Source organism: Nosocomiicoccus sp. HMSC067E10 (assembly GCF_001810835.1).
Classification (GTDB): Bacteria; Bacillota; Bacilli; order Staphylococcales; family Salinicoccaceae; genus Nosocomiicoccus; species Nosocomiicoccus ampullae_A.
In genome coordinates, this window is record NZ_KV802771.1 from 1 (window position 1) to 25,569 (window position 25,569).

At 35.7% G+C, this 25,569-nt stretch carries 26 protein-coding genes; 18 read left to right on the forward strand and 8 right to left on the reverse strand.

What is annotated here, in order from left to right:
* Window positions 1-545 precede the first annotated feature (545 nt).
* A complete protein-coding gene (locus HMPREF2767_RS06225) occupies window positions 546-860 on the reverse strand; it encodes a YuzD family protein (protein WP_040929378.1) in 315 nt (104 codons plus the stop codon).
* A 98-nt stretch (window positions 861-958) separates the two neighbouring features.
* Here HMPREF2767_RS06225 and HMPREF2767_RS06230 point away from each other — a divergent pair, with 98 nt between their 5' ends.
* The 8 genes from HMPREF2767_RS06230 (at window position 959) to HMPREF2767_RS06265 (ending at window position 5,771) form a co-directional block, all read left to right on the forward strand.
* Entirely contained in the window at window positions 959-1,201 is a 243-nt protein-coding gene (locus HMPREF2767_RS06230; protein WP_040929377.1) for a NifU family protein, read from the forward strand.
* 44 nt (window positions 1,202-1,245) lie between these two features.
* Window positions 1,246-1,509 (forward strand): DUF1450 domain-containing protein, encoded by a 264-nt coding sequence (locus HMPREF2767_RS06235; protein WP_068127732.1) that lies wholly within the window; start codon window positions 1,246-1,248, stop codon window positions 1,507-1,509.
* Window positions 1,510-1,540: 31 nt separating this feature from the next.
* Window positions 1,541-1,900 (forward strand): HesB/IscA family protein, encoded by a 360-nt coding sequence (locus HMPREF2767_RS06240; RefSeq protein WP_068127736.1) that lies wholly within the window; start codon window positions 1,541-1,543, stop codon window positions 1,898-1,900.
* A gap of 96 nt (window positions 1,901-1,996) precedes the next feature.
* On the forward strand, window positions 1,997-3,208 hold the full coding sequence (locus HMPREF2767_RS06245) for an NAD(P)/FAD-dependent oxidoreductase (protein WP_070623164.1): 1,212 nt from the start codon (window positions 1,997-1,999) through the stop codon (window positions 3,206-3,208).
* A gap of 57 nt (window positions 3,209-3,265) precedes the next feature.
* Complete coding sequence (locus HMPREF2767_RS06250) at window positions 3,266-3,583, forward strand: YuiB family protein (RefSeq protein WP_052327367.1); 318 nt, start codon at window positions 3,266-3,268, stop codon at window positions 3,581-3,583.
* A gap of 10 nt (window positions 3,584-3,593) precedes the next feature.
* Window positions 3,594-5,060, forward strand: coding sequence for a M17 family metallopeptidase (locus HMPREF2767_RS06255; protein WP_070623167.1), 1,467 nt, complete (start codon window positions 3,594-3,596; stop codon window positions 5,058-5,060).
* Window positions 5,053-5,415: a hotdog fold thioesterase gene (locus HMPREF2767_RS06260; RefSeq protein ID WP_070623170.1), complete on the forward strand. Its 363-nt coding sequence runs from the start codon at window positions 5,053-5,055 to the stop codon at window positions 5,413-5,415. Before HMPREF2767_RS06255 ends, HMPREF2767_RS06260 begins: the two co-directional genes overlap by 8 nt.
* Before the next feature lie 131 nt (window positions 5,416-5,546).
* Window positions 5,547-5,771, forward strand: a complete 225-nt coding sequence (locus HMPREF2767_RS06265) for a hypothetical protein (RefSeq protein ID WP_070623173.1) — start codon at window positions 5,547-5,549, stop codon at window positions 5,769-5,771.
* Between the two features lie 81 nt (window positions 5,772-5,852).
* Here the strand turns inward: HMPREF2767_RS06265 and mnhG are convergent, their stop codons facing one another.
* Genes mnhG through HMPREF2767_RS06300 form a run of 7 tightly spaced genes read right to left on the reverse strand, consistent with a single transcriptional unit; the run spans window position 5,853 to window position 11,691 of the window.
* Window positions 5,853-6,254: a monovalent cation/H(+) antiporter subunit G gene (gene mnhG, locus HMPREF2767_RS06270; protein ID WP_246827393.1), complete on the reverse strand. Its 402-nt coding sequence runs from the start codon at window positions 6,252-6,254 to the stop codon at window positions 5,853-5,855.
* Window positions 6,247-6,546, reverse strand: a complete 300-nt coding sequence (locus HMPREF2767_RS06275; protein ID WP_070457398.1) for a Na(+)/H(+) antiporter subunit F1 — start codon at window positions 6,544-6,546, stop codon at window positions 6,247-6,249. The genes mnhG and HMPREF2767_RS06275 overlap by 8 nt, the downstream gene beginning before the upstream one ends.
* Window positions 6,543-7,022: a Na+/H+ antiporter subunit E gene (locus tag HMPREF2767_RS06280; protein WP_068127756.1), complete on the reverse strand. Its 480-nt coding sequence runs from the start codon at window positions 7,020-7,022 to the stop codon at window positions 6,543-6,545. Before HMPREF2767_RS06280 ends, HMPREF2767_RS06275 begins: the two co-directional genes overlap by 4 nt.
* A complete protein-coding gene (locus HMPREF2767_RS06285; RefSeq protein ID WP_068127758.1) occupies window positions 7,023-8,516 on the reverse strand; it encodes a Na+/H+ antiporter subunit D in 1,494 nt (497 codons plus the stop codon).
* On the reverse strand, window positions 8,506-8,847 hold the full coding sequence (locus HMPREF2767_RS06290; RefSeq protein WP_040929366.1) for a Na(+)/H(+) antiporter subunit C: 342 nt from the start codon (window positions 8,845-8,847) through the stop codon (window positions 8,506-8,508). The genes HMPREF2767_RS06285 and HMPREF2767_RS06290 overlap by 11 nt, the downstream gene beginning before the upstream one ends.
* Window positions 8,847-9,314 carry a Na(+)/H(+) antiporter subunit B gene (locus HMPREF2767_RS06295; RefSeq protein ID WP_070457402.1) on the reverse strand — a complete coding sequence of 156 codons (468 nt, stop codon included), beginning with the start codon at window positions 9,312-9,314 and terminating at the stop codon, window positions 8,847-8,849. Before HMPREF2767_RS06295 ends, HMPREF2767_RS06290 begins: the two co-directional genes overlap by 1 nt.
* Window positions 9,298-11,691: a Na+/H+ antiporter subunit A gene (locus tag HMPREF2767_RS06300; protein WP_070623176.1), complete on the reverse strand. Its 2,394-nt coding sequence runs from the start codon at window positions 11,689-11,691 to the stop codon at window positions 9,298-9,300. Before HMPREF2767_RS06300 ends, HMPREF2767_RS06295 begins: the two co-directional genes overlap by 17 nt.
* 155 nt (window positions 11,692-11,846) lie before the next feature.
* Between HMPREF2767_RS06300 and HMPREF2767_RS06305 the strand changes: the two genes are divergently transcribed.
* From HMPREF2767_RS06305 to HMPREF2767_RS06350, 10 genes are all read left to right on the forward strand, one after another.
* Window positions 11,847-12,434: a peptidylprolyl isomerase gene (locus tag HMPREF2767_RS06305; protein WP_070623178.1), complete on the forward strand. Its 588-nt coding sequence runs from the start codon at window positions 11,847-11,849 to the stop codon at window positions 12,432-12,434.
* Between the two features lie 88 nt (window positions 12,435-12,522).
* Window positions 12,523-12,726 (forward strand): hypothetical protein, encoded by a 204-nt coding sequence (locus tag HMPREF2767_RS06310; RefSeq protein ID WP_068127769.1) that lies wholly within the window; start codon window positions 12,523-12,525, stop codon window positions 12,724-12,726.
* A 69-nt stretch (window positions 12,727-12,795) separates the two neighbouring features.
* On the forward strand, window positions 12,796-13,179 hold the full coding sequence (gene ygs, locus HMPREF2767_RS06315) for a S1 domain-containing post-transcriptional regulator Ygs (protein ID WP_040929362.1): 384 nt from the start codon (window positions 12,796-12,798) through the stop codon (window positions 13,177-13,179).
* Window positions 13,180-13,343: 164 nt separating this feature from the next.
* Window positions 13,344-14,897 carry an L-glutamate gamma-semialdehyde dehydrogenase gene (pruA, locus tag HMPREF2767_RS06320; RefSeq protein WP_371327357.1) on the forward strand — a complete coding sequence of 518 codons (1,554 nt, stop codon included), beginning with the start codon at window positions 13,344-13,346 and terminating at the stop codon, window positions 14,895-14,897.
* A gap of 32 nt (window positions 14,898-14,929) precedes the next feature.
* Complete coding sequence (locus tag HMPREF2767_RS06325) at window positions 14,930-16,123, forward strand: ornithine--oxo-acid transaminase (protein WP_070623181.1); 1,194 nt, start codon at window positions 14,930-14,932, stop codon at window positions 16,121-16,123.
* Between the two features lie 119 nt (window positions 16,124-16,242).
* Window positions 16,243-16,845: a TVP38/TMEM64 family protein gene (locus tag HMPREF2767_RS06330; RefSeq protein WP_070623184.1), complete on the forward strand. Its 603-nt coding sequence runs from the start codon at window positions 16,243-16,245 to the stop codon at window positions 16,843-16,845.
* A 10-nt stretch (window positions 16,846-16,855) separates the two neighbouring features.
* Window positions 16,856-17,389 (forward strand): signal peptidase I, encoded by a 534-nt coding sequence (lepB, locus tag HMPREF2767_RS06335; RefSeq protein ID WP_070623187.1) that lies wholly within the window; start codon window positions 16,856-16,858, stop codon window positions 17,387-17,389.
* A 14-nt stretch (window positions 17,390-17,403) separates the two neighbouring features.
* Window positions 17,404-20,928 carry a PD-(D/E)XK nuclease family protein gene (locus HMPREF2767_RS06340; protein WP_070623190.1) on the forward strand — a complete coding sequence of 1,175 codons (3,525 nt, stop codon included), beginning with the start codon at window positions 17,404-17,406 and terminating at the stop codon, window positions 20,926-20,928.
* Entirely contained in the window at window positions 20,921-24,469 is a 3,549-nt protein-coding gene (gene addA, locus HMPREF2767_RS06345) for a helicase-exonuclease AddAB subunit AddA (protein ID WP_070623193.1), read from the forward strand. The genes HMPREF2767_RS06340 and addA overlap by 8 nt, the downstream gene beginning before the upstream one ends.
* The gene (locus HMPREF2767_RS06350) at window positions 24,444-25,511 is read left to right on the forward strand and encodes a DUF418 domain-containing protein (RefSeq protein ID WP_070623196.1); all 1,068 of its coding nucleotides are present in this window, start codon (window positions 24,444-24,446) and stop codon (window positions 25,509-25,511) included. Before addA ends, HMPREF2767_RS06350 begins: the two co-directional genes overlap by 26 nt.
* The last annotated feature ends 58 nt before the right edge of the window (window positions 25,512-25,569 follow it).

Genomic DNA, 25,569 nt, shown 5'->3' on the forward strand with positions numbered 1-25,569 from the left:
AATTAACAAAAAAATGGTGAAAGTGTTAAATAAATCGGGATAATTAACAAAAGCTCGGAATTCAGGGTCGTTTTTGTTAGATATATAATTATAATTAACAAAAAACGGGTCGACAACTCGAAATTTGTTAAATAAATCCGGATATCTAACAAAATCACGAAATTATTGTTAAATAAAATTTTGAGAAGTGGTTTTATTACTGATTTGGGATAAAAAGACCCAAAATGCCTGCCGGAAATCCGATCTAAACTAGGTTTTTCATCTTAATTAACAAAAAAATGGTGAAAGTGTTAAATATATGCGGATAATTAACAAAAACTCGGCATTTAGGGTCATTTTTGTTAGATAAAAAAATATAATTAACAAAAACCGGGTCGACGACTCGATATTTGTTAAATAAATCGAGATATATAACAAAATCACGAAATTATTGTTAGATAAAATCTTAAGAAGAAGTCTTATTACTGTTTTAGGATAAAAAAACACAAACCACGCCGCAAAAAAACGCTCACCGAAGTGAGCGTCTCGTCCCACACGACACAGTCTTATTCAACACCATTTTTTTCAAACCATTTTGTGATTGGTTTTAATTGGACGTAACCGTCTTGAATGACTTCGTCGTTGATTGTGACGAGTGGATAAAATAACTCATCGTTGTTGATTTGTTCTATTAACTCTTCGTCGTAATCTGAAAAGTTTTCGTCGCGGTCGATGTCGATGTAGTTTACACGAATGTCCGCGTCTGGATATTTTTTACTGAATAATGCTTCTAACCACTGATACGTATCTTTTGAACTCGGTGCGTTTACACAGCTCGCGCAAATGACGTCTCTTCCGTAGACATTTACTGAATAGCTCATATACGAATCCTCCTATATACCGATAGATTTTTATCGTTTAATCTATTATAATATATTTACAGAGTGATTTCTCTATAAACGTTTTTGGAGTGATATATATGGCAACAACAAAAGACACTATGTATGAACAAGTTGATGCGGTTTTAGATAAATTACGTCCGTTCTTATTAAGAGATGGCGGAGACGTTGAACTCGTTGACGTTGAAGATGGCGTCGTTATGTTACGTTTACTCGGTGCATGTGGTACATGCCCAAGTTCAACGATTACACTTAAAGCGGGTATCGAACGCGCATTACTAGAAGAAGTACCTGGTTTCGTTGAAATTGAACAAGTATTCTAAAACTAGAGAGTCAATTCTCTAGTTTTTATTTTTATGGTGATCATATGAAACTCGTAGAATTTTGCCGATCAAACATTGAAAAAACGTCTAAACACACCTACGAACACTTAATGGATAAAGACGATGTGGACGTTATGGATTACGAATGCACGAATGATTGTGGTGTATGTAGTCGGACTGCGTTTTGTATCGTAGAAGGAAAACGCGTTGCGGCAAAGACAGATGAACAACTACTCGTTCGTGTATTAGAACAATTAAAAAAAGATGACGAGCCAGATATTTTTGATTATATCAAAGATTCATTATAATAAAGATAAGTGAATCAGAGAGGTGACAAAAATGAGTCGAGTGACATTAACAAAAGCTGCTGCAGATAAAGTAAGAACGATGTTAGAAGATAATAACATGCAAGACGGCTATTTACGTTTTAAAGTTGAGGGTGGCGGTTGTACGGGTCTAACGTATGGTATGGCTGCTGAAGAAGAACCTACTGAGCGTGATTTAGTATTTACACATCACGGAGTGAGCGTGTTAGTGGATAAGTTTGATATCGGTGTCGTCGATGGTACGACAATCGATTTTAAAGAGTCGTTACTCGGTGGTGGATTCACGATTGATAACCCTCTAGCGAGCGTTGCATGTGGATGCGGAGCATCATTTAGAACAAAAACAAATAAAGGCACTCCAGAACAATGTTAAATTGTTAGGGAATGCTTGAAATATATGCTTGGAAACGCTAATATTATGTTATATATATTAGCGTTTTTATATTATAAAAATTTAGGAGATGTAGTGATGAGTTTCGAAAGAAAGAAAATTGTAATCCTCGGTGGAGGATACGCGGGTCTTAGCGCATTAGTTGGTCTTCAAAAAGAATTAGGTTTATCTGAAGCAGATATTACTTTAATCAATAAAAATGAGTACCACTACGAAGCAACATGGTTACATGAAACAGCTGCAGGAACAATTAACTGGGAAGACGGAGTTTACCCAATTAATAAAGTTGTAGACAACATGAAAACAAACTTCGTTGTTGCTGAAGTAACAAAAATCGATAAAGACAGCCAAGTAGTTGAAACGACAAAAGGAAATGTCGAGTATGACATTTTAATCGTTGCATTAGGTTTCGAATCAGAAACATTCGGAATTGAAGGAATGGCTGAACATGCTGAATCAATTACGAGCCCACAAACTGCACTTAAAGCACGTGCATTAGTTGAAAAGAACTTCAACAACTACTTAGAGTCTAAAGATAAAAATAACTTAGCAATCGTAGTTGGTGGTGCAGGATTCACAGGTATTGAGTACCTCGGTGAATTAGTAGATTCACTTCCAATCTTATGTGACAACTTAGGTATTAACTACGACGACGTAAGCATTACGTGTGTAGAAGCAATGCCTTCAATGTTACCGATGTTCAGTGAAGATCTCAGCGGTTACGCTAAAAAGTACTTAGAAAGTAAAGGCGTTAAGTTCTTACTCGGAACACCAATCGTTGCTGCAAACGAAGAAGGATTCGTCGTTAAAATTAACGATAAAGAAGAAACAGTTAAAGCAAACAACAGAATCTGGACTGCAGGGGTTCGTGGTAACAAGTTAATGGAAGAAAACTTCGACGGCGTTATGCGCGGTAGAATCATCGTTAAAGATGACTTAACAATCGAAGGATACGACAACGTATACGCAATCGGTGACGTTTCAGCGGTTATGAACGGAACAGGCGAAAACGCACGTCCATATCCAACGACAGCACAAATTGCGATGCAACTTGGTGAACACACTGCAAAAATTATCGCTGCAAAATTACGTGGTAAAAAAGTTGAACCATTCGTATATGACGACAAAGGAACAGTTTGTTCACTAGGTGCTAAAAACGGTATCGGTGTCGTTTATGGTAAAGAAATTAAAGGTAAATCAGCTGCATTTATGAAGAAAGTAATCGATACACGTGCAGTCGCTAAAATTGGTGGACCAGTACTAGGATTCACAAAAGGTAAATTCTTGTAAGAAAATTTTAAGCATGAGTATTGATCATACTCATGCTTTTTTAATAGAGGTGTCACGGTGAATATCGTTCAAGTATTTATATCTATCATTTTATATTTTGTACTCTTTTACGGTATTAGTTTTATATTAAATATGATTTTAAAAATGACGTGGATTATGGCTGTTGTTTATCCTGTTATCGTTGTTTTAATCATCGACAGAATTGATACGGTAGAGTACATAAAATCGCCAAACACTGCATTTAAAGAAGCGTGGAGTAATATTATTAACGTCCAAATTTTTGACGTGATTATATTATTAAGTGGTTTTATCGGCATTATATTAGCCGGATTAACAATACGCTACTTACGTAAGCTTGGCTATCAAATGTTCTAGGAGTGAGTATATGAAGTACAATTTTGAAAGTAATTTAAACGACAACAACAAAGCAATCGTCATCGGTGTAAAAGAAGACTTTGAAAACGACTCAAACTTCGAAGAACTCGATGCATTATTTAATGGGAACTTTAAATCATACATCGATGCTGGAGTCATCCAGTCAAAATTCAAAAAAATCGAATCATCGAGTGTAGTGTTACAAACAAACGTAAAAAAAGTATATACAGTCGGTCTCGGTAAATCAGAAGACTTAACACAATTAAAGCTTCAAGAAGCGTTCGGCACAGTATTACAAGCACTTAAAAAAGATAAAGTAACAGATGCGTATCTATACGTTGACTCATTTAGTTCAGACGACGATTTTTTATACGACGTCGGCTTAATGGGTGAAATTAGTGTATACGAGCCGTTTAATTATAAAAAGGATTTTAAGCGTTACGAGCTAACGTTATCTTTTAATAAAGAGGTAAACGAAGATAAACTTAAAGAAGGTCAACAAGCTGGAGAGGCGATGAACTTCAGTCGTAACTTAAGTGAAATGCCTCCAAACGTACTGTATCCAGAATCACTTGTCGAGTTAATTGAAAAAGAATTTTCTGGAAAAGACAACGTTACAATTTCAGTAAAAGACGACAAAACACTTAAAGAAGAAGGCTATGGTCTCCTTCATTCAGTCGGTGACGGTTCTGAGAGAAAACCAAGACTCGTTACGATTGAGTATAAAAATAGTGATAAAGCGCCTGTTGCACTTGTCGGTAAAGGAATCACTTACGATTCAGGTGGTTATTCATTAAAACCACGTACAGGCATGGTGTCGATGAAATACGATATGAGTGGAGCAGCAAACGTACTTGGTATGATGAAGACACTCGTCGATCAAAAACGTGCAGTAAATGTTGTAGCAGTACTTGCGCTCGCTGAAAATATGGTAAAAGGCAATGCAAACCGTCCAGATGACGTCGTCATCGCTAAAAACGGGTTAAGCGTTGAAATTACAAATACAGATGCAGAAGGACGTCTCGTTCTTGGGGATGCTGTTACTGAAGCAATTACACATAAACCAGTCGTAATTATGGACTTTGCGACACTCACTGGAGCTGTAATCGGAGCACTTGGAGAGTCACGTACAGGTTTATTTACAAATCAAAGTAGACAATACTTAGAAGACGTTTTAAAATCATCAGAAAAAGTCGGTGAAAAGTTATGGCACTTACCGATGGATGAATCCGATGAAGCGGCAGTAAAAGATACACAAGTTGCAGATATTTTAAACAGTAACTTACGTCCATACGGTGGAGCTTCGTTTGCAGCGGCATTTATTAATCAGTTTACTGAAGATTATCCGTGGTTACACTTTGATATCGCTGGTACATCGCAGTTTGCAAAACAAAATGCATATGGTCCAAAAGCTGCGAGTGGTGTGATGATCCGTACAGTCGTTGACTACATTTTAGACGGTTCTATGTATGACTAATTTACTAGAAGCATTTAACATCGAAATCATTGAGTTAAATAAGAAACGTGCGGTCATTGAAGTCGATATTACTGAAGCAATGCACCAACCATTTGGTATCGTACACGGTGGTATGAATGCTGTCTTAATCGAAACAGCAGCGTCACTTGGTGGTACTGAAAACGTTGAAGAAGGATATGCAGCTGGCGTTGAAATCAACGTCAACCATATTCGACCTGTATCATCAGGTAAACTGACAACAACAGCAGTACCAGTTCATATCGGTAGAACAACACAAGTTTGGACAGCAGAAATTACAAACGATGAAGGAAAAATCACAGCAGTTGGACGAATGACTTTGACGAATATGAAGTAAACTTATACCTCTCTAAATCAAAAATAGGTTTAGGGAGGTATTTTGTAAGGTGAAATTAATTAATAATAATTATCTTCATGGTATAATATTAAAACAACATTTTTATATAAATAGAACATGAGGTGATTTGTATGAAAGTTTTAAGCGAACTCAAAATTAATAATAAAGTTATTAATGTAGAAATCCCAGAGAATGTTTTAAAAGCCTTAGATGTTAATGTAAATGATACAATTCAATTCATTGAAGATAACGATAAAATATCATTAGAAGTTAAGAAAAACAATTTAGATTTAAACTTGATAAATGAAATTTTAACTGAAGATGATGAAATTTTTAAAGAATTGGTAGATCGATGAGATATTTAACAGAAATGATATAAACCCAAAATTCAATCCACAAAAATACGCCCATTCTAGCCTTCTAGAATGGGCGTTTTGTTATTCATCAAGTTCTTGCTCTTTTTTACGTTGTTCAATTTTTAATTTATCTTCTTCTGTGAGTTCTTCGTATCCAAGTTCGTCACGTCGTAATTCGTTTAAGATTGTTAGTTTATACGGCTCTACATCTGAGTGGAAGGCACTTCTTGCAAGCATATGTGCACCTGTTGGTGCAATGATGTAAATGAATACAAGTGCGAGTAGCAATGTGATTTCAAATCGCTCTTCAAAATACCAAAAGTATAAGAAAACAGCGAGTAGAACGAGTGATACACCGAGTGTTGAACTTTTACTTGCTGCGTGGAGTCGTGAGTACATGTCCGGAAGTCTCACGATACCGATTCCTGCAACGATTGAAAAGAATACCCCACTTAATACGAGTATCGTTACGATACTAGTCATCAGGATCTCTATCATGATCGATCACCCATCCTTTCTCTAAAAACTTCGCCATTGCGATTGTACCGACAGCACCGAGCATACCGATAATCATAATTACAACGATTAAGTACGGAGTGTCAAGTAGGACTGAGAAAATCCCGATTGTTCCCATTAACATAACTCCAAACGCATCTAACGCTACGATTTTATCGTGTAACGTCGGTCCTTTAATAATTCTATACGATGCGATAACGAGCGCGACTGCCATTCCAATAATTGCGATAATGAATATGACTTGTAAAAATGAAATCATGGACGACCCACCTCTTTAATGAGACGTTCAAATGAGTTTTTAATAGCCTCGATTTCTTTATCGGCATCGACTAAGTTTACCCCGTGGATATATAGCGTCTTAAAGTCATCACTAATTGCAACGACGACTGTACCTGGTGTTAACGTGATAAGAGAAGATAGAAGTACGACTTCCCAATCCTTTTGTAAATCACACGGATACGCATAGAATCCAGGGTATACGTTCATTTTTGGTTGAAGGACGATTTTTACAACTTCGATGTTTGCAACGAGTAACTCATAAACGAATACGAAGAATAACTTAACAATTCTCCATACGCGGATGAGGTAAAACGTACCTGGTAAGAAGTTACGTAATATGGATACGGCAATTAGCCCCATTAAATACCCCATCACGAGAGTGCTCACTGTAAAACTGTTGTTCATAAACGCCCAAAGGAATGCGAGTAAGAAATTGAGTAATACTTGTATTGCCATTTACTCCACCCCCATAATATATTCTGAGTAAACAAACGGATCTGCGAGTGCTTGTGCAGCCATTTCAAAGTATGGATATAAGAAATCTGCACTTAAACCGAATACGATGGATACGATAACGAGTCCAACCGCACTAAAGAGCAGTTTATCAGTCTTCATTGGTTTTAACTCTTCTTCTACAGCGTGTTCACCGAAGAACACGTGTATAAATACTCTCATAATACTGTATAGAATCACTAAACTAGAGAATAAAATAATGACGCCTGAAATATAGTGTTCATTTATAAATAATGATTTCACGATATACACTTTACCGAAAAATCCAGGGAATGGTGGAACTCCTGCAAGTGATAATCCTGCTAAGAAGAATGTCCAACCAACGACTGGGTGAACTGACATTAAGCCGTGTATATCTTTTGCGTTATGTTTACCAGTTCTATAAATGATAAAACCAACGAGTAAGAATAACGCTGTTTTAATAATCATGTCATGAATGAGGTAGTAAATACTACCGATCATACCATCTAAATCGAGCATTGCGACAGCTGAGATAATAAACCCAATCGCAATCATAATGTTATAGATGATGACCATCTTCATGTCGTACGTTGAAATCGCACCAATACATCCGATAATAATCGTTAAGATCGATAAGACGAGTAAAACAGTACTAATATAGCTATAGTCTAAATTGAAAAATAGACTGTACGTACGCATCAGTGCGTACACACCGACTTTTGTCAGTAATGCACCGAACGCTGCAAGTATTGGGATTGGTGGTGCGTTATATGAATCTGGTAACCAGAAGTAGAGCGGGAATACCGCTGCTTTAGTTAAGAATACAAACATAATAACGACACCGATTAACGTAATGACCGTTAAATTACCGTCATAATTAGATAGCTTCACGTGGATATCTGCCATGTTTAAACTACCAACAACAGAATATAAAAATCCAATTCCAAGTACTAAAAAGTTCGATGAAATAATATTAACGACTAAATATTTAAAGCCTTCTCGTAACTGAATCGTACTACTACCAATTGTAAGTAATACATATGACGCGATTAAAAACACTTCGAAGAATACAAACATGTTGAAAATATCTCCAGTAGTAAACGCGCCGTTTACACCCATGATCATAAATAACATCATTGGATAATAGAAATAACGTTCGTTATTAACGCCAATCGATTGGAACGAATAGACTGTAACGAAAAACAGTATGATCGATGTCGTTAATACGAGTAAAGCACTTAACATATCGTAAACGACTGTAATTCCAAATGGTGCAGGCCAGTTACCAATATTTGTAACTAACACACCATCTGTATATATACGCTGTACAATAACTATTGAAAAAATTACCATTAAGATACTTGCGAGTGTTGTGATTGCTCGGTGTAACACAGGGTTTCTACCGACGAGTAACATAATCACCGCAGCAAGACCTGGAATGACTAATGGCAATATAAGTAATAAGTTAATAACCATCGTCTCTTCCTTTCATGTCTTCAGTATCATCTGTACCGAGTACTTTATAGTTGTTTAACGCAAGCACTAGACTATAAGCAGTCAGTGCAAACGATATAACGATTGCTGTAAGAATCATCGCTTGTGGTAACGGATCGGTATACACTTCGACACGTTCATCTAGAATAGGAACGTTTCCGCGCTTTAACTGTCCCATCGTGAGTAACATAAGGTGAACACCGTGGGATAATACCGAAATACCGATAATAATTCTTAACACACCTTTAGAGAGGATTAAGTACGTCGCACATCCGATGAGTACACCTGAAAGAATAATCATTACAAATTCCATTAATCCTTCACCCCTCCAACTGCGATTAAAATGAGTATAGTTGCCCCGAATACGACTAAAAAGACACCGAGGTCAAAGAACACTGCAGAGTGGATATGCACGTCACCTAATAATGGAATGTAAACATCTGTTAAAGCATGTGTAAAGAACGGATTACCGAACATCATTAATAAGAACGGGACTCCAATAGCGAACAGTAACCCGAGTGATATTAATAATTTTAACGGAATCGGTAGCATCTTCTTTAACGTCTTTACATCATAAGCAATCAGTAAGAGTAGCACTGCTGAACTCATGAGTAATCCACCGACGAATCCTCCACCTGGCGTATAGTGCCCTGCAAAGAATAAGTTCAAACTAAACATCGTGATGATGAAAAACGCAACTTTAGAGATGTACTGTAAATGCACATCGTTCATTTGTCGATGGAGTGCCTTATAGCCGGCTCTTTTAAGTGTGCTCTTCATTTTCATCATCCTTTCTTAGGCTTGTCATTCTCATTAAAATGTAAATACCGATTCCGGCGATTGCGAATACCACTGTTTCAAACACAGTATCGTAACCACGGAAGTCAACGAGAATAACGTTTACCATATTTTTACCTGCAGCTAAGTCATATACGTGTTCGATATGATATTCAGAAATCGATTCGAATATACGATGACTGTATGCAGATAATCCAATTAAAATCGAAACTGCTCCGACCATTACTGCAACGATGAAGTTCGTTAATTTAAACTGACGTGTTTCTGGTAACTTACTCACTTTAGGTAAGTGATAGAAACATACTAAGAATAGAGTCGTCGTTACAGTTTCAATCGCGAGTTGAGTTAATGCTAAGTCCGGCGCTCTAAAGAATACGAAGAATAACGCCATACTAAATCCAACTGCACCGAGCATAATAATACTGACCATACGAGATTTTGTAATCATAATAATTCCGAGTGAAACTAATATAACAACAATTAGAATCACTTCTTGAATTCCTATAGGTGCAAGATCTGTAAGACTTAAATTTAAACCAGTTCTAAACATCGTAACGATACTAAAAATTGTTAAGAAGCCGAATATATACAGTAGGTATGTTCTTAAAAATCCTGTAGATAATGTATTCGTTACTTTGTTAGAGTATTTTGTACTGTTTACGAGTGACTGGTCATAGAAGTTATTTAACGTAAAACGCTCCTTAATATAATCGTAAATAAACATCCAGCTTTCTCTAAAGTAGTAGAGTAGTGCTCCGACTAAGACGATTAAAATCGTAGAGAGTAAAGCAGGTGTTACACCGTGCCAAAAACTAATCGATACGTCGACAAAGTTTTGACGATCTAAAATTGCACTGGCCGCTGGACTAATAATCGTATTCGATAAAATGTTCGGGAATAAGCCGATAATGACGACGAGTGAAGCTAAAATAACTGGTGAAATTAACATCAGCATCGGTGCTTCAGAAGGTTCTTTTGGAGTATCAAATGATTCTCCAGTAAATACCCCAAATATTAATTTCATCGAATAGACGAAAGTAAATATACTTCCGAGAATCGCAAGTAATGGGAATAAAACACTAATCGTACTTAATATAGTGATGTTCGACTGAGAAATTTCAAACATCGCTTCTAAGAACATTTCTTTAGATAAAAATCCATTAAATGGCGGAAGTCCTGCCATAGAAAATGCAGTAATTAACGTAATTGTAAAACTGATTGGCATAATCGTCATTAACGCACCGAGTCGTTTAATGCTACGCGTACCTGTTTGGTGATCGACAATCCCTGTCACCATGAATAGCGCACCTTTAAACGTCGCGTGGTTAATAATATGAAATACTGCAGCAATGACTGCGACTGTAAATATTTCTTCATTAAAACCAGCAGTGACAGCTAAAGCTCCAAGCCCGAGTAATGACATAATTAAACCGAGTTGAGACACGGTAGAAAATGCGAGTACTGCTTTCATATCATCTTTAACGACTGCGTTAAATGATGCCCATGCGAGTGTAATGAGTCCGATAATTAAAATCGTATTGACCCACGTTAAGCTCCACATAAACACTGGTGTAAAGCGCGCAACTAAATATAGCCCTGCTTTAACCATCGTTGCAGAGTGTAAATAAGCACTGACTGGAGTTGGTGCTTCCATTGCATCAGGTAACCAAATATAAAACGGAAACTGAGCTGATTTTGTAAATGCACCGAGTAAAATTAACACGAGTGCAATGACTCCAACACCATTTGATGCGATCACATCTGATGAAGCAATCATTTCTCGAATGCTAAATGTTTCCGTAATAATGCTAAGTAAAATGAAACCACCGAGCATCATAAAACCACCGAACATCGTAATTAACATCGATTTTTGAGCGCCGTAAGTTGAACGTTCTTTTGTCGTCCAAAACGCGATGAGTAAGAAACTCGAGATCGACGTCAACTCCCAAAACATATATAACATTAAAACGTTATCAATTGTCACAACACCGAGCATCGCTGCCATGAACATTAAGAGGTAGACGTAAAAGTTACCGAGTTTTTCATCTTTTGAAAGATATCCAATCGAATATAGAACGACTAACGTTCCAATTCCAGATATCAAAATGGCAAAAAGTAATCCAAGGCCATCTATGTATACATCGAAGTTCATGCCGATTTTTGGCATAAAGTTTAACGTGTAGTAGATTTTTGACCCACTTTTTACAGTTGGTATTAACGTAAATAAATAAGACACGATAACGAATGGTACTGGTAGTACAAACCATCCGAGATGGATGTCTTTTTGATATTTATACACTACCGGTATAATAACAGCTGCTATTAATGGTAGTAATATTAAAAAATGTAATAACGTCACACCATAACCTCCTTCTCACAATTATATGACTTTATTATACATGAATTAATATCGGTTTTAAATGAACACGATATGTTCTATAATGACTGTTGGAACAAAATGAAGTTTAATCATACAACAATTTAAGTAATGTTGAAATATTGGAGGAAAGATCAATGGCATTTTCACAAATGGACAAAACAGTATTAGAAAACGAACAAAGTGTCGTTATTAAAACAAATAAAGGTGACATTACAGTACGACTATTTGCAGATAAAGCACCGAAAACTGTAGAAAACTTCGTCACACATGCTAAAAACGGCTATTACGATGGTCAAATTTTCCACAGAATTATTAAAGATTTCATGATTCAAGGTGGAGACCCTACAGGTACTGGTATGGGTGGAGTAAGTATTTGGGATGAGGACTTCGAAGATGAGTTCCACGAAGAGTTATTTAACTTCCGTGGTGCGTTATCAATGGCAAACCGTGGACCAAACACGAACGGCTCACAGTTTTTCATCGTAGAAGCGATTCGTGTTCCGATGAACATGCTCGGTCAACTAGAAGGTGCTGGATATCCTGAAGAGGTAATTAAAACGTATGCTGACCTCGGTGGAACACCATGGTTAGATAACCGCCACACTGTTTTCGGTCAAGTGATCGAAGGAATGGACGTTGTCGATGATATCGCAAGTGTAACAACTGGTCCAATAGATAAACCAGTAGAGGACATCGTTATCGAAACGATTGAAGTTTTATAATTCAGTCGACAAATAATTGTCAGAATTTCATCGTAGGAAAATCCGCATAATTTGTTATACTAATAAGGTAAAGGTGTGTGAATGACTTATGATGGAATTTCTTTATTTCCCTGAAGATAAAACTGAATATATTCCTGGAATTATTACGCTCGTTGTTTGTATCGTATTAGCGTATGTAGCGTTCGTATTAATTCGAAAATATTCAAAAAAACAAGAACAACGTGCACAAGAGTTCGAACAAGAAGTTTTAAATAAAATAAATTCAGACGTGCATGACGATCATCATAAATAGATAGAATAAATGGAAGCCTCACTTAAAATATGCTATTATACAATAGTGTTATAGAAGTGGGGTTTTTTCGTGACAAAACACTACCGAGCAGGTCAATTTGTTAAAGTAAAAGTAACAAACGTTCGGCCATACGGTGCTTTTGTCAAAACGATGGATGGTGTAGAAGGACTTATCCATATTTCAGAAGTGATGGATAACTTCGTACAAAATATCCATCATTATCTTTCAAAAGGGCAGATTGTAAAGTGCAAAATTTTAGCAGTGAACGATAGGGATGGGAAATTAAATCTGACCTTAAAAGAGAATGAATACTTCAAGCAAAAGTGTAAGAAAAAGGCAGAAAAATCGATATTAGATACGATTGAACAAACCGAAAAATACGGTTTTGACTCCCTACGACAACGTATGCCTATTTGGATTAAAGAGGCAAAAGAACAAATGTATGACCGGTAAAAGACTTAGCAAGCGCTAAGTCTTTTATTTTTTTAGTTTACAAAAAACGAACTAATAATACATAGATTTGTAAGTTTATACAAAACTATCTAATAGCTTGAATACTCATATAGTAATGTGAGATTATAATAGAAGATAAACTATTTTTAGGAGGATACTTTTTTATGGATTACTCTATGAATCACTATAGACACGAACCATTCGTGGACTATACGAAAGAAGAAAACAAAGCATGGGTTAAAGAGGGAATTAAAGAAGCTCAAAAGATCTTCGGTCAAGAATTCCCATTAGTTATTAACGGTGAAAGAATTTTCACTGAAGATAAAAGTGAGGTATACAACCCAGCAAACAAATCAGAAATCATCGGATACGTTTCACAAGCGACACGTAAAGAAGCAGACCAAGCGATGGAAGTTGCAAAAGAAACATTTGAATCATGGAGAAAAACTTCATTCTCAATGCGTTCAGATATTCTTTTCAAAGCAGCACAAATCGTACGCGACAGAAAAGCAGAATTTACTGGTCACTTAGTGAAAGAAGCGGGTAAACCATGGAAAGAAGCGGACGGAGAAGTTGCTGAAGCAATCGACTTCTTAAACTACTATGGACGTCAAAACTTAGAATTAGCGAATGGTAAAACAGTACAATCACGTGCAAATGAATACAACCGTTTCGATTACATTCCTTTAGGTGTTGGATATGTTATCTCACCTTGGAACTTCTCATTTGCAATCATGGCAGGTACTGCAGCTGCAGCACTTGTTTCAGGTAACACAGTATTATTAAAACCTTCTTCAAACACGCCAGTTGTTGCGTACAAATTTGTTGAAGTTCTTGAAGAGGCTGGATTACCAAAAGGTGCAATCAACTTCATCCCAGGTTCATCAAGAGAAATTGGTGACTACTTAGTTGACCATAAAGATACTGCATTCGTATCATTCACTGGTTCACGTGACGTTGGTGTACGTATTTATGAACGTGCAGCAGTTGTTCACGAAGGACAAGTAAACTTAAAACGTGTAATCGCTGAGATGGGTGGTAAAGACACAATCGTTGTAGACAGCGGTGTAGATCTAGACGAAGCAGCAGATGCAATTGTAAACTCTGCATTCGGATTCTCTGGACAAAAATGTTCAGCATGTTCACGTGTAATTGCACTTGAAGACGTACATGATGAATTACTTGCAAAAGTAGTAGAAAAAACAAAAGAATTAACAGTTGGTGACCCATCTGAAGATATCTTCATGGGACCAGTTATTGACCAAGCGTCATTAGATAAAATCGAGAAGTACATCGAAATCGGTAAACAAGAAGGTAAACTTGAAATCGGTGGTAAAATCGAAAATGAAACAGGTCACTTCGTTTATCCAACAGTATTCTCTGGACTTAAACACGATGACCAAGTGATGAGAGAAGAAATCTTTGGACCAGTTGTCGGATTCGCAACAGCTAAAGACTTCACTGAAGCAATCAAATTTGCAAACAACACAGACTACGGTTTAACAGGTGCAGTATTCACTAACAACCGTGAACATTTAGAAGAAGCACGTCGTGACTTCCACGTTGGTAACTTATACTTCAACCGTGGTTGTACGGCAGCAATCGTTGGATATCAGCCATTTGGTGGATTCAAGATGTCAGGTACAGACTCTAAAGCAGGTGGACCAGACTACTTATTACTCCACATGCAAGGTAAAACAACTTCAGAAATGTTCTAATATAATTCATTTCTATAATAGGAGGTGTCAGTATGACACAATCAAAAGATATCATTCAACTTGCTGATAAAGTAGCGGCACCAACATATAAACCTCTGCCAATCGTCGTTGACGTGGCAGAAGGTGTATGGGTAAAAGACCCAGAAGGTAACAAGTATTTAGATATGCTTTCAGCATATTCAGCAGTAAACCAAGGTCACCGTCACCCTAAAATTATCGAAGCACTTAAAGAACAAGCAGATAAAGTAACACTTGGATCTCGTGCGTTCTATTCAAGCAACTTAGGTGAATGGTTAGATAAACTTAACGAAATTTCTGGAAAAGAAATGGGTATTCCTATGAACACTGGTGCTGAGGCAGTTGAATCTGCAATTAAAGCAGCACGTCGTTGGGGTAAAGAAGTGAAAGGTATCGAAGATGGTAAACAAGAAATCATCGGTATGAATGGTAACTTCCATGGCCGTACGTTAGGTGCGATTTCACTTTCAAGTGAAGAAGCATATAAAGACGGCTTCCACCCATTAGTACCAGGTTTCCCACTTGTACCTTATGGTGATATTGACGCATTAAAAGCGGCAATTAATGAAAATACAGTTGCTGTAATCTTAGAGCCGATTCAAGGTGAATCAGGTATTAACATCCCACGTGACGGCTTCTTAAAAGAAGTTCGTGAGTTATGTGATGAGAACAACGTTCTCATGATCGCTGACGAAATCCAATGTGGACTTGGCCGTAGTGGTAAATTATTCGCATGTGACTGGGAAGACGTTAAACCAGATATGTACATCTTAGGAAAAGCACTCGGTGGTGGAGTATTACCAGTATCAGTTGTGCTTGGAGACAAAGAAGTACTTGAGTTAATGACTCCTGGAACACACGGTTCAACATTCGGTGGTAACCCACTTGCAGCAGCAGTATCTATTGCAGCAATCGACGTTTTACTCGATGAAAAACTTGCAGAGCGCTCAAACGAACTCGGTGAGTACATGAAATCAGAACTTAAAACAATCGATAACCCAATCATAAAAGAGGTACGTGGACGCGGATTATTCATCGGTATGGAACTAACAGAAGATGCGAGACCATACTGTGAAGCGTTAAAAGAGCGTGGACTATTATGTAAAGAAACACATGACACAGTCATTCGTTTTGCACCACCTCTAATTATCGAAAAAGAAGATTTAGACTGGGCAATTGGCCAAATTAAAGAAGTACTTTCTAAATAAGATTAAAAACGAAAACTCTCATACATGTAAGTGTATGAGAGTTTTTTTTGTTGCCTCTCTAAGGCTTCATCATTTAAAAGGTGTTATAATATAACAAACGATAATCGGTAGGTGAAACGATGCAGAAATATATCGAATTGTTTACAACTAAAGAAGGGCTGGAGCAGATATTTGAAGCGTTCGATGGCTTAGGTATCTTCGTCGGCTTATTACTCGTCTTTATAGAATCGTTTTTACCGTTTTTACCACTGATCGTTATCGTCATATTAAATACGAACGCGTATGGCTTTTTTATTGGATTTTTGATGAGTTATTTAGGAAGTGTAATCGGGAGTTATTCAGTATTTCTAGTCGTTAGAAACTTCTTAAAAACACCCGCAACGCGCTATATTAATAAACATAAAACGTTAATTAAGATGCGAGAATTCATTGACAAAAGAGGGTTTACGTTTTTATTTATATTAATGTCATTACCATTTACTCCCTCATCTGTTGTCAACGTGATAGCTGGAGTATCTAACGTAAAAAAACGCGTCTATTTGTATATATTAATCGGTGCAAAATTTATAATGATACTATCGATTTCAATTGTCGGTCACGATGTAACGACATTTTTTACATCACCAACGAGACTTATATTATCAGTTGTATTTTTAGTTGTATTATATGTGATATCAAAATTATATGAACGTTATTTAAATAGAAAAATGAACAGTAATTAGGAGTGGCAGTATGTTAAAGGAAATTAGAGAATGGGTTGTGACGATTGTCGTCGCCCTCGTCGTCGTATTTTTAGTGAGACAATTTTTACTCACACAATTTGTCGTTGATGGTGCAAGCATGGCGCCAACATTTATAGATGGAGATAGAGTATTTGTAAGTAAAGTATCTTACAAGATGCATGACGTTGAACATGGAGACATTGTCGTATTTGATAATAAGGAAGGCGAAGCGTACATTAAACGCGTCATCGGTGTACCAGGAGACGACGTTAAAATGGTCGACAAAGAAGTGTATGTCAACGGTGAACGCATCGATGAAAGATACGTGTCGTACAAAGGAAATTCTTATCTAGATAACTTTGAGTTATCAGACCTCGGTGTCAATGGTGAAATTCCTGAGGGACAATATTTAGTGTTAGGAGATAACCGTCCAGTAAGTAAAGATTCAAGGCAATTTGGTCTCATAGAGGATGATCAAATTATCGGAAAAGTATTCTTAAGATTTTGGCCATTTTCTGAAATATCGAATGATTTCTCTAATTAATTAGGAGGTATACGATGATTAAAGTATGGACAGGTATAAGTGGTGCCGGTAAATCTAAAGAGATGTTTAGACAAATTAATGAGAAAACGGATAATGATCCACTTGGACATCGAATTTATATCATAACACCAACGCAAAACACTTTAACGTATGAAGAAATATTAACGACAGATGAAGATAAAACGTACAAAGGAAGTTTAAGAACGACAGTCTTAAGCTTCTCTCGTTTTATTTGGCATGTTTTTAATGAAATTGGACATCGAGAAAAAAATCGTATTAGTGAAGTCGGACATATTATGCTTATACATAAAATCCTTGAGCAGTTTGAACCCGACACGTTAAAGTACTATAAAGATTCAAGGCAATATATAAAATTCTCGCAAAAGCTTTTAAAGACGATACAAGAGTTTATAAACTATGATATTAGTGCTGATGATATTGAGAGCTTAACATTTAAAGACAACAGAACGAAAGAGAAGTATGAAGACCTCGTAAAAGTGTATCGTACATGGATCGATACGATTGAAGACTATTCAATTGAAAATATTAACTTAATGCCACATTTTTTAGAAGTACTACAGACAATTGATGTGAATGAAGTTGAAAGTTTAAATCATGCGACGATTTATATCGATGGATTCCATAACTTTACAGAACTAGAACTTCAACTTATTAAGACGCTCACTCGATTTACTGATGACATTACACTTTTACTGATGCATAGCGGGGATAATTTAGAGCTCTTTAGAAAGACAGAAAACGTCATCGATAGTTTAAAAAGAGAGGAATTGTTTGGTGGCGATGGAGTTAAAGTCATCGAATTTTCTCATGAAAACTATCGTGCAAACAGTGAGGGGTTATATGAAGTTGAACGTTTTCTACGTAAAGGTACACCGATAAATAGTAATGACGGCGTTAAACTTATAAAAGCACCAAATATGAGAGTCGAAGTCGAAGAAGTGATGCGACAAATCGAGACGCTCGTACGTACAAAAAATGTTCGATATAAAGATATCGGTATTTTATATCGAGATAGTAGTTATATTGAAGTACTACGATATTACTTTGAGAAATTCGATATCGCATATTCAGTCGATCAAAAGTATAAAATGGTGCAGCATCCATTTATACAATTTATGATGAGTGTATTTAACGCCTATCGTCAAAATTTTAAGCGTGAATCGATCATTAACATTATGAAAAGTGGTTATTTAAATTATAAAAATGACGACGATGCATTATACTTTTTTGAAAACGTCATATTAGAATCTGGAATCGATTATAAATCCGGATTATTTAATGATGATTTATTTAGACGCTTTCTAGAAACACGAGACGACGGTAAAGAATTAAAACTCACTGAAGATGATGAACTAAAAATCAAAGCGATGCTCGACTATAAAAACAGAGTGCTCGGCGCATTAGAAAATTTTTACGCTAAATTGAACGACGGTGCAAAAGCGATTGATTACATCCGTACTATATATCGCTTTTTAGAAGAAAATGGTGTATTAGAGCGACTTGAACGACATATCGATGATATTGATAACAAAAATCGTCAAAACGAAACTGAGGATGCATACAATCACTTTATCGGTCTTCTAGATGACGCGAATATCGTATATGGAGAAGAAACGGTTGAGTTTAACATCTTTGTCGATAACTTAATGGAAGGTCTACTTGAAGCGGAATTTAACTTATTACCAGCAACGCTCGATGAAGTCACTGTTGGATTACTGGACCTTGCGAAAGTTGAAAATAAAAAATATATATTTATGATCGGTATGAACAACAACGTCATGCCAATGGATATGAGTCATAACGATATTATCACAGACGAAGAAAAAGAAGCGTTTGAATTGAACGACATTCAAATCTCTCCTAGAGATGAAGTACTTCGTCAAGATGAGCGCTTTGTATTTTATCATGGTGTGACGCGTCCAACGGATGGACTATTCATTAGCTATGCGGTGAGTAATTTAAAAAATGAACCGACAAAAATTAGCCCGTTTGTTGAGGAGTTAAAAAACGCTTCAAACATGCCGGTTATCAATCCGTCTTTATATGGTACTCGAGATGTGGAATATAATATCTCCAGCATCAATAGTATGCGTGATTTACTCCTTGAGCATTTAAGAAATATATTAAATACACCGAAACAATATAAAGATACATTGACAAAAGGTGTTAAGGATAAAGTGTTTTTAGAAGCACTTCAAGCGCTTAAAAATGACGTTAATCATAAAGACATATTTAATCAGTTAGTGAGACAGTTATCGTATAAAAACGAAAGTGAAAAAATCAATACATCAGTCGCGACAGAATTATACGGTGATGTTTTAAGTGGGTCTGTATCGAGGTTTCAAAGCTTTTATAACTGTCAGTTCCAACACTTTATGGACTATGGTTTAAAAATCGATAAGCGTGAAGAATTTAAACTTGAAGCGGTAGACCTCGGTAACTTATACCACTCAGTTATAGAAGATGTGTTGAAAAATCATTTTAACTATGAACTTCGTGAAAAAACACCATCTGATATTAACAAAGCGGTAACAGAGTCTGTGAATACTGCAGTTAAAAATATTTCTCACGGTATATTTGAACATACGGGATACTATAGAATATTAAAACTAAAAAGTATTGAGACAATCACAGATGTCGTGATTAACTTACAACGTTATTTAGAAGCATCGAATTTTAACATTCAATATTTAGAAGAAAAATTCGGTCACGAAAACGATTTGTTTGGTGCGTATCAACTCGAGACTGAAAAGAAAAACATAGTAAATCTACGAGGAGTTATCGACCGAATTGATACAAATGTACGTGAAGATGGTACTTATATCTCTTTAATCGATTATAAATCAAGTAAAACTAAAGATCTCGATTTAAAAGACGTATATCTCGGAACAGAACTTCAACAATTTATTTATATGAATATTATTGAGTCAAATGCTGATAAATTCGGAGAAAATGTACTGCCGTTAACGATGATGTTCTATCCAGTCGTAACTACAAAAACGAGTGCTAACAATCAAACGCAAAATAAATTATTGACTGCGAAAACACCTGAAAAGTATGAAGAGATATTAAAAGAACTAAAAGAAGATCAGTTAAAACCAAAAGGGTTAATAGTTGTTAATGAAAACGACGTGGATTATATAGAAGCATCTGTTCATGATAGTTTATCTCCACTGTTAAATGATGAAGACCCAACAAAATATTACGCAGGTTTTACATCAAAAGGTGTTATTCATAAAAGATCAGAATCACGATTTTTATCCATTGATATGTATGAACGTTTTAAGGACTATGCAGTTGAGAAAGTGAAACATGCGGTTGATGACATATACGACGGGAATGTTAAAATCAATCCGATTTTAGAAAATGGCGTGCTCTCTCCGTGTCGTTACTGTAAATTTAAATCTGCATGTAACATCGACTATATGATGAACCAACGTGATTTTATAGATAAAGATGCGCAAGAAGTAACTGAAGTAGTAGAGAAAATTAAGCGAGGAGGCGAGGCAGTTGAGTAAACAATTTACAAAAGATCAGCAACGTGCGATTGATACAAGAGGCAGCGACGTATTAGTTTCAGCAGCTGCAGGAAGTGGTAAAACAGCTGTCCTCGTCGAGCGTATTATTACGAATATACTAAACGATACTTATTCTATCGATGAAATCTTCGTATCTACTTTTACAAACGCGAGTGCGAAAGATATGAAATCAAAGCTCGAAGAAGCATTAATTGATCGCTTAAAAAACTCGACAAACGATAGCGAAAAGAAACGTTTAGAAAGTCAAATATTAAAAGTCAATGATGCACATATTAGTACGCTCCATAGTTTTTGTCAGTTTTTAATTCAAAATCATTACAATACGATCGGTATTTCTCCAGACATGCGCACGTTATCTAACGAAGAAACGACGACGTTAAAAAATGATGTATTAGATCAAATTCTTGAATCACATTATCAAGAAAACAATGAAAATTTCGTAATGCTTGAGGAGTTTTTATCTACAGATAAACAAAATGATTATTTAAAAAGAGCAGTATTAAAGTTGTATAGCGAGGCGATTGCGACAGAACATCCACTCTCGTTTTTAGAAGGGTTAATGGACGAGTGGTTAGATGTCGAAAAGTTAACGGAAATTTACGACCGCTATAAAGAGAAAAACTTAAAGATAATAGACGAAGCACTTGAAGCGGTAGACCAGCTGCTAGAAGGTTTGTTTTCAGTACATGTGGACTTAGATTATAACGATAAACAAATTAAAAAATTACAAGACCTCGCTGATGAGTTTAAAGCAATCCATTTAAAAGTTAGAAATAACACCGCATCTTCAACAGAAATTGATACTAAAATGATCACTAGGAATACTAAAGTATATAAGAGTATCGAAGATGAAGCGGATAAAAACTATATTAGTCAACTGATTGATCAAACGAGTGAAAAGCGAAAATCTGTTATAGGATTAAGCGTTATGACGTTAGATTCATTTTTAGAAGAAATGGCAAATATGAACGGTGTACGGAATACTTTTATACAGCTCGGAGTGGAATTAATTGAAGCGTATGGTAAACGTAAACGTGAATCGAACACGATGGACTTTAACGATTACGAACACTATGCGATTAATATTCTATCTTGTAACGATGGAGAGATTAGTAAACTGTATCAGAATAAGTTTAAAGAAGTGATGATTGATGAGTACCAAGATACAAACAGAGTACAAGAATCGATTATTATGCGTTTAAAATCTGGTGATGCGCATGACGGAAACTTATTTATGGTTGGAGACGTTAAACAATCGATTTACAGATTCCGTCAAGCAGAACCTAAACTCTTTTTAGAAAAGATGGATGCGTTCCAACAAGAAGATTCTGGTACGTTAATTACGCTAAATAAAAACTTCCGTTCGAATATCGGCGTGTTAGAAACGACGAACTTTATCTTTAAGCATCTCATGGACCGAGATGTCGGTGAAATCGACTATACGGATAACGAAGCGTTACACGTTGGTCTTGAGAAAAATAAAACGCCAGTACAAACGGAAATTGAAGGCATCGTATATTTAAAAGGTGCACTGTCTAAAGAAGAAGCAGAAATCAATTACGTCATCAAGAAAATTTTGGAGTTACGCGAACAAAACGTCGACTATAAAGATATCGTAATTTTAACGCCAGCACGACAAGCCATCGATACGTATCATAGTAAATTTAAAGAATATAACATACCGTTAGTATACGAAAATAATACGGGGTATTTTGACACGCTTGAAATACGCACGATGGTGAACTTTATTTCAGTGATTGATAACCCGCTTCAAGACGATCATTTAGTTGGTCTGTGTCGTATGCCTTTCTTTAACTTTACAAATACAGATATCGCTAAAATACGAGTTAACGATGAAAATAAAGGTGGATATTTCTATGAGTCTTTAAAAAATTATGATGTAGACGATGAAACAAAAGAAAAAATTGAGTTTCTTTTATCAGAATTACAGTTGTTACAAGAAGAAGCGAAATATCGTTCAGTCACATCACTATTAAAATATATGTACGACAGGTACGATATTATAGAATTCTTTGCGGGACTTCCGAGCGGCGATACACGTAAGGCAAATTTAAACGGATTAATGATTTACAGTATGGAATTTATGAAAAGAAACCACCATTCACTGTATGAGTTTATAAACTATATTCAGTACTTATCTGATCGTAATGTTGATTTTGGAGAGGAGCAAGTCGTGAGTGAGGAAGAAGATGTCGTTCGAGTGATGACGATTCACTCATCTAAAGGATTAGAATTTAAACACGTCTTTTTAGTGAATAATCAGCGCAGTTTAAGAAGTCGTGATTTAAATGATTCGATACTCGTTCACCCAATGTATGGTGTGTCGATGAAAACTTATGACGCGACACATAAACTTATACAGTCTAACTTACATTATGAATATATGAAAGATATGCTTCATAAAGAAGATATTTCAGAAAGACTTCGCTTATTATATGTTGCATTAACACGAGCAGAAGAATGTTTATATATCCCGTTATTAAAAGACGAACCGTTAGATAAGTTCGAATCGTATCAAGAAGAAAACGCATTGTTTTTAGACGTGTTTGAAATTAAAGACATTGACGTCGATTCAATAGAACCGAACGTACCACTACCAAAAGAATTCAGGTTAAACGCTAGTGATTACAGAACATTACTCACTCCAATTTTATTTGCAAATAAAGATAATCCATACTTTAAGACATCTATGTATTACGATAATGGAGAAGAGACTGCTGAAGTGACAGAACGTCTATCGCTTGATGACTTATTTGATTTAACGGATAGCGTGTATCCTTCACCAGAAATTATTGAACGACTCAATTATCAATATAAAGGTGGAGACGACTATTTAGAGAGTGTCAAAGACTCTGTCACTGAAATTAAACGCAGAAACGAAACAATCGATGAAACCGCAGAGTTAAGAACGGACATTTACAAAAAAGAAGTTCGACTTAGAAAGCCTGCATTTTTAGATGACACAAAAGATGCACCGATTTTCGGGACGATTATGCATGAAGTGATGGTACAAGTCGTTCATCGAATAGATTCAATCATTCAAAGTGACAATAAAGAAAGTTTAGTACGTGCAATCGTACATAACTACACACAAGATTTAGAATATGTGACTGAAGAAAACAGAGCACGCATGACGGAGTATGGATTACGATTTGTTGAAGATAAAACGATACAATCTATATTTAAAGAGTCTCTACAAAACTATACAGAATTACCATTTATAATGAGTCAAAAAACGATCGATATTAGCGATGTAAATGGTAAGATGGTACAAGGTATTGTAGACTGCTTAGTGAAACATGATGATCGTTATATTATTATTGACTACAAAACGGATCGAGTTACAAATGAATCAGAAGCAGATTTAATAGAACGATACAGTGTTCAAATGGATATATATAGACGTTCAATTGAACACGCACTAAACGCACAAGTAGATGTGTACTTATATTATTTCAATTATGGAGTGTTAAATGTCTATGACTGTCAAAAAGGATAATGCACTCATTGGTTTTACAATTATTTTTACAATGTTTGCCGTCGGAATTTATTATTTACTCCCGATTATTTACGTAAATCCTTACGAGTATTTATATGGTAGAGAGCTGAGATCATTTCAGCTCTACCATTTAATATTTAGTGGGGTAATGATACCACTTCTGTCTCTTGTGACGGGGTTAATCATTTCAAGACAAGAATATGATAAGGTAACCGTCTTAAAACGATTATCTCTAGTATTTTTAGTGTTACTTGGATGTAGTGTATTATTTAATGGTTTTATTATATTATTTGTCATCCCATTAAGTGGTATGGTCGTTTTATTCTTTAGAGAAAATTCATTAATAATTAGCTTAATCACAGCTGTTATATTATTAATTTTATATTTAGTCGTTTGGACAATTATACCAGCGTTAACGTCCGTTTCAACAAATGATATTATATACTCAAGCATCCAGCAACTGAATAATTATCTCGGAGTATACCGTGAAAAAGATATCATTTCGATGATTGAATTAAACGTATCTTCCATCCGTGCAATGGATTTCTTTAGTCTGTTTATGTTCGTCTCATTACCACTTACATTTATCGGTAGTATTTTAGGACGTATCGATATCGAGAAATACTTTAAAACAAAAGGGTTTATTTTAACGCTTGTTGTATTAACGAGTGCACTTTTTATAAAAATGATCGAAGTATTAAGTTTAGGCAGTAGAAGTGGAAAGCTGATTGGGGAAAATATTGGTGGTATGATGCTCGGATTTGCATTATTCTTAACGATAATATTACTCGTCGAACAAGCACCTAAATTCGCGACGCTACTGTTTGAAATTCCTGGGAAATACGTGTTGTTTTTATTTATCGTATTTAACTTTTTAATGAGCATCATTTTTTACGGAATCGGTTTTAATTATTACGGAGAAGTCACAGTGGCAACGCTCGTTTTAATTATATTTATAATACTCATCGTATTATATGCGCTCATGCACATATTAAATAAATTCAATATTACACTATTAGAAATTTTTAAAAATAAACGTTAGTTAATTTTAAAGATATTAAAGCGATGTTTTGTTATACTAATTAAAAGGGATAAAGGAG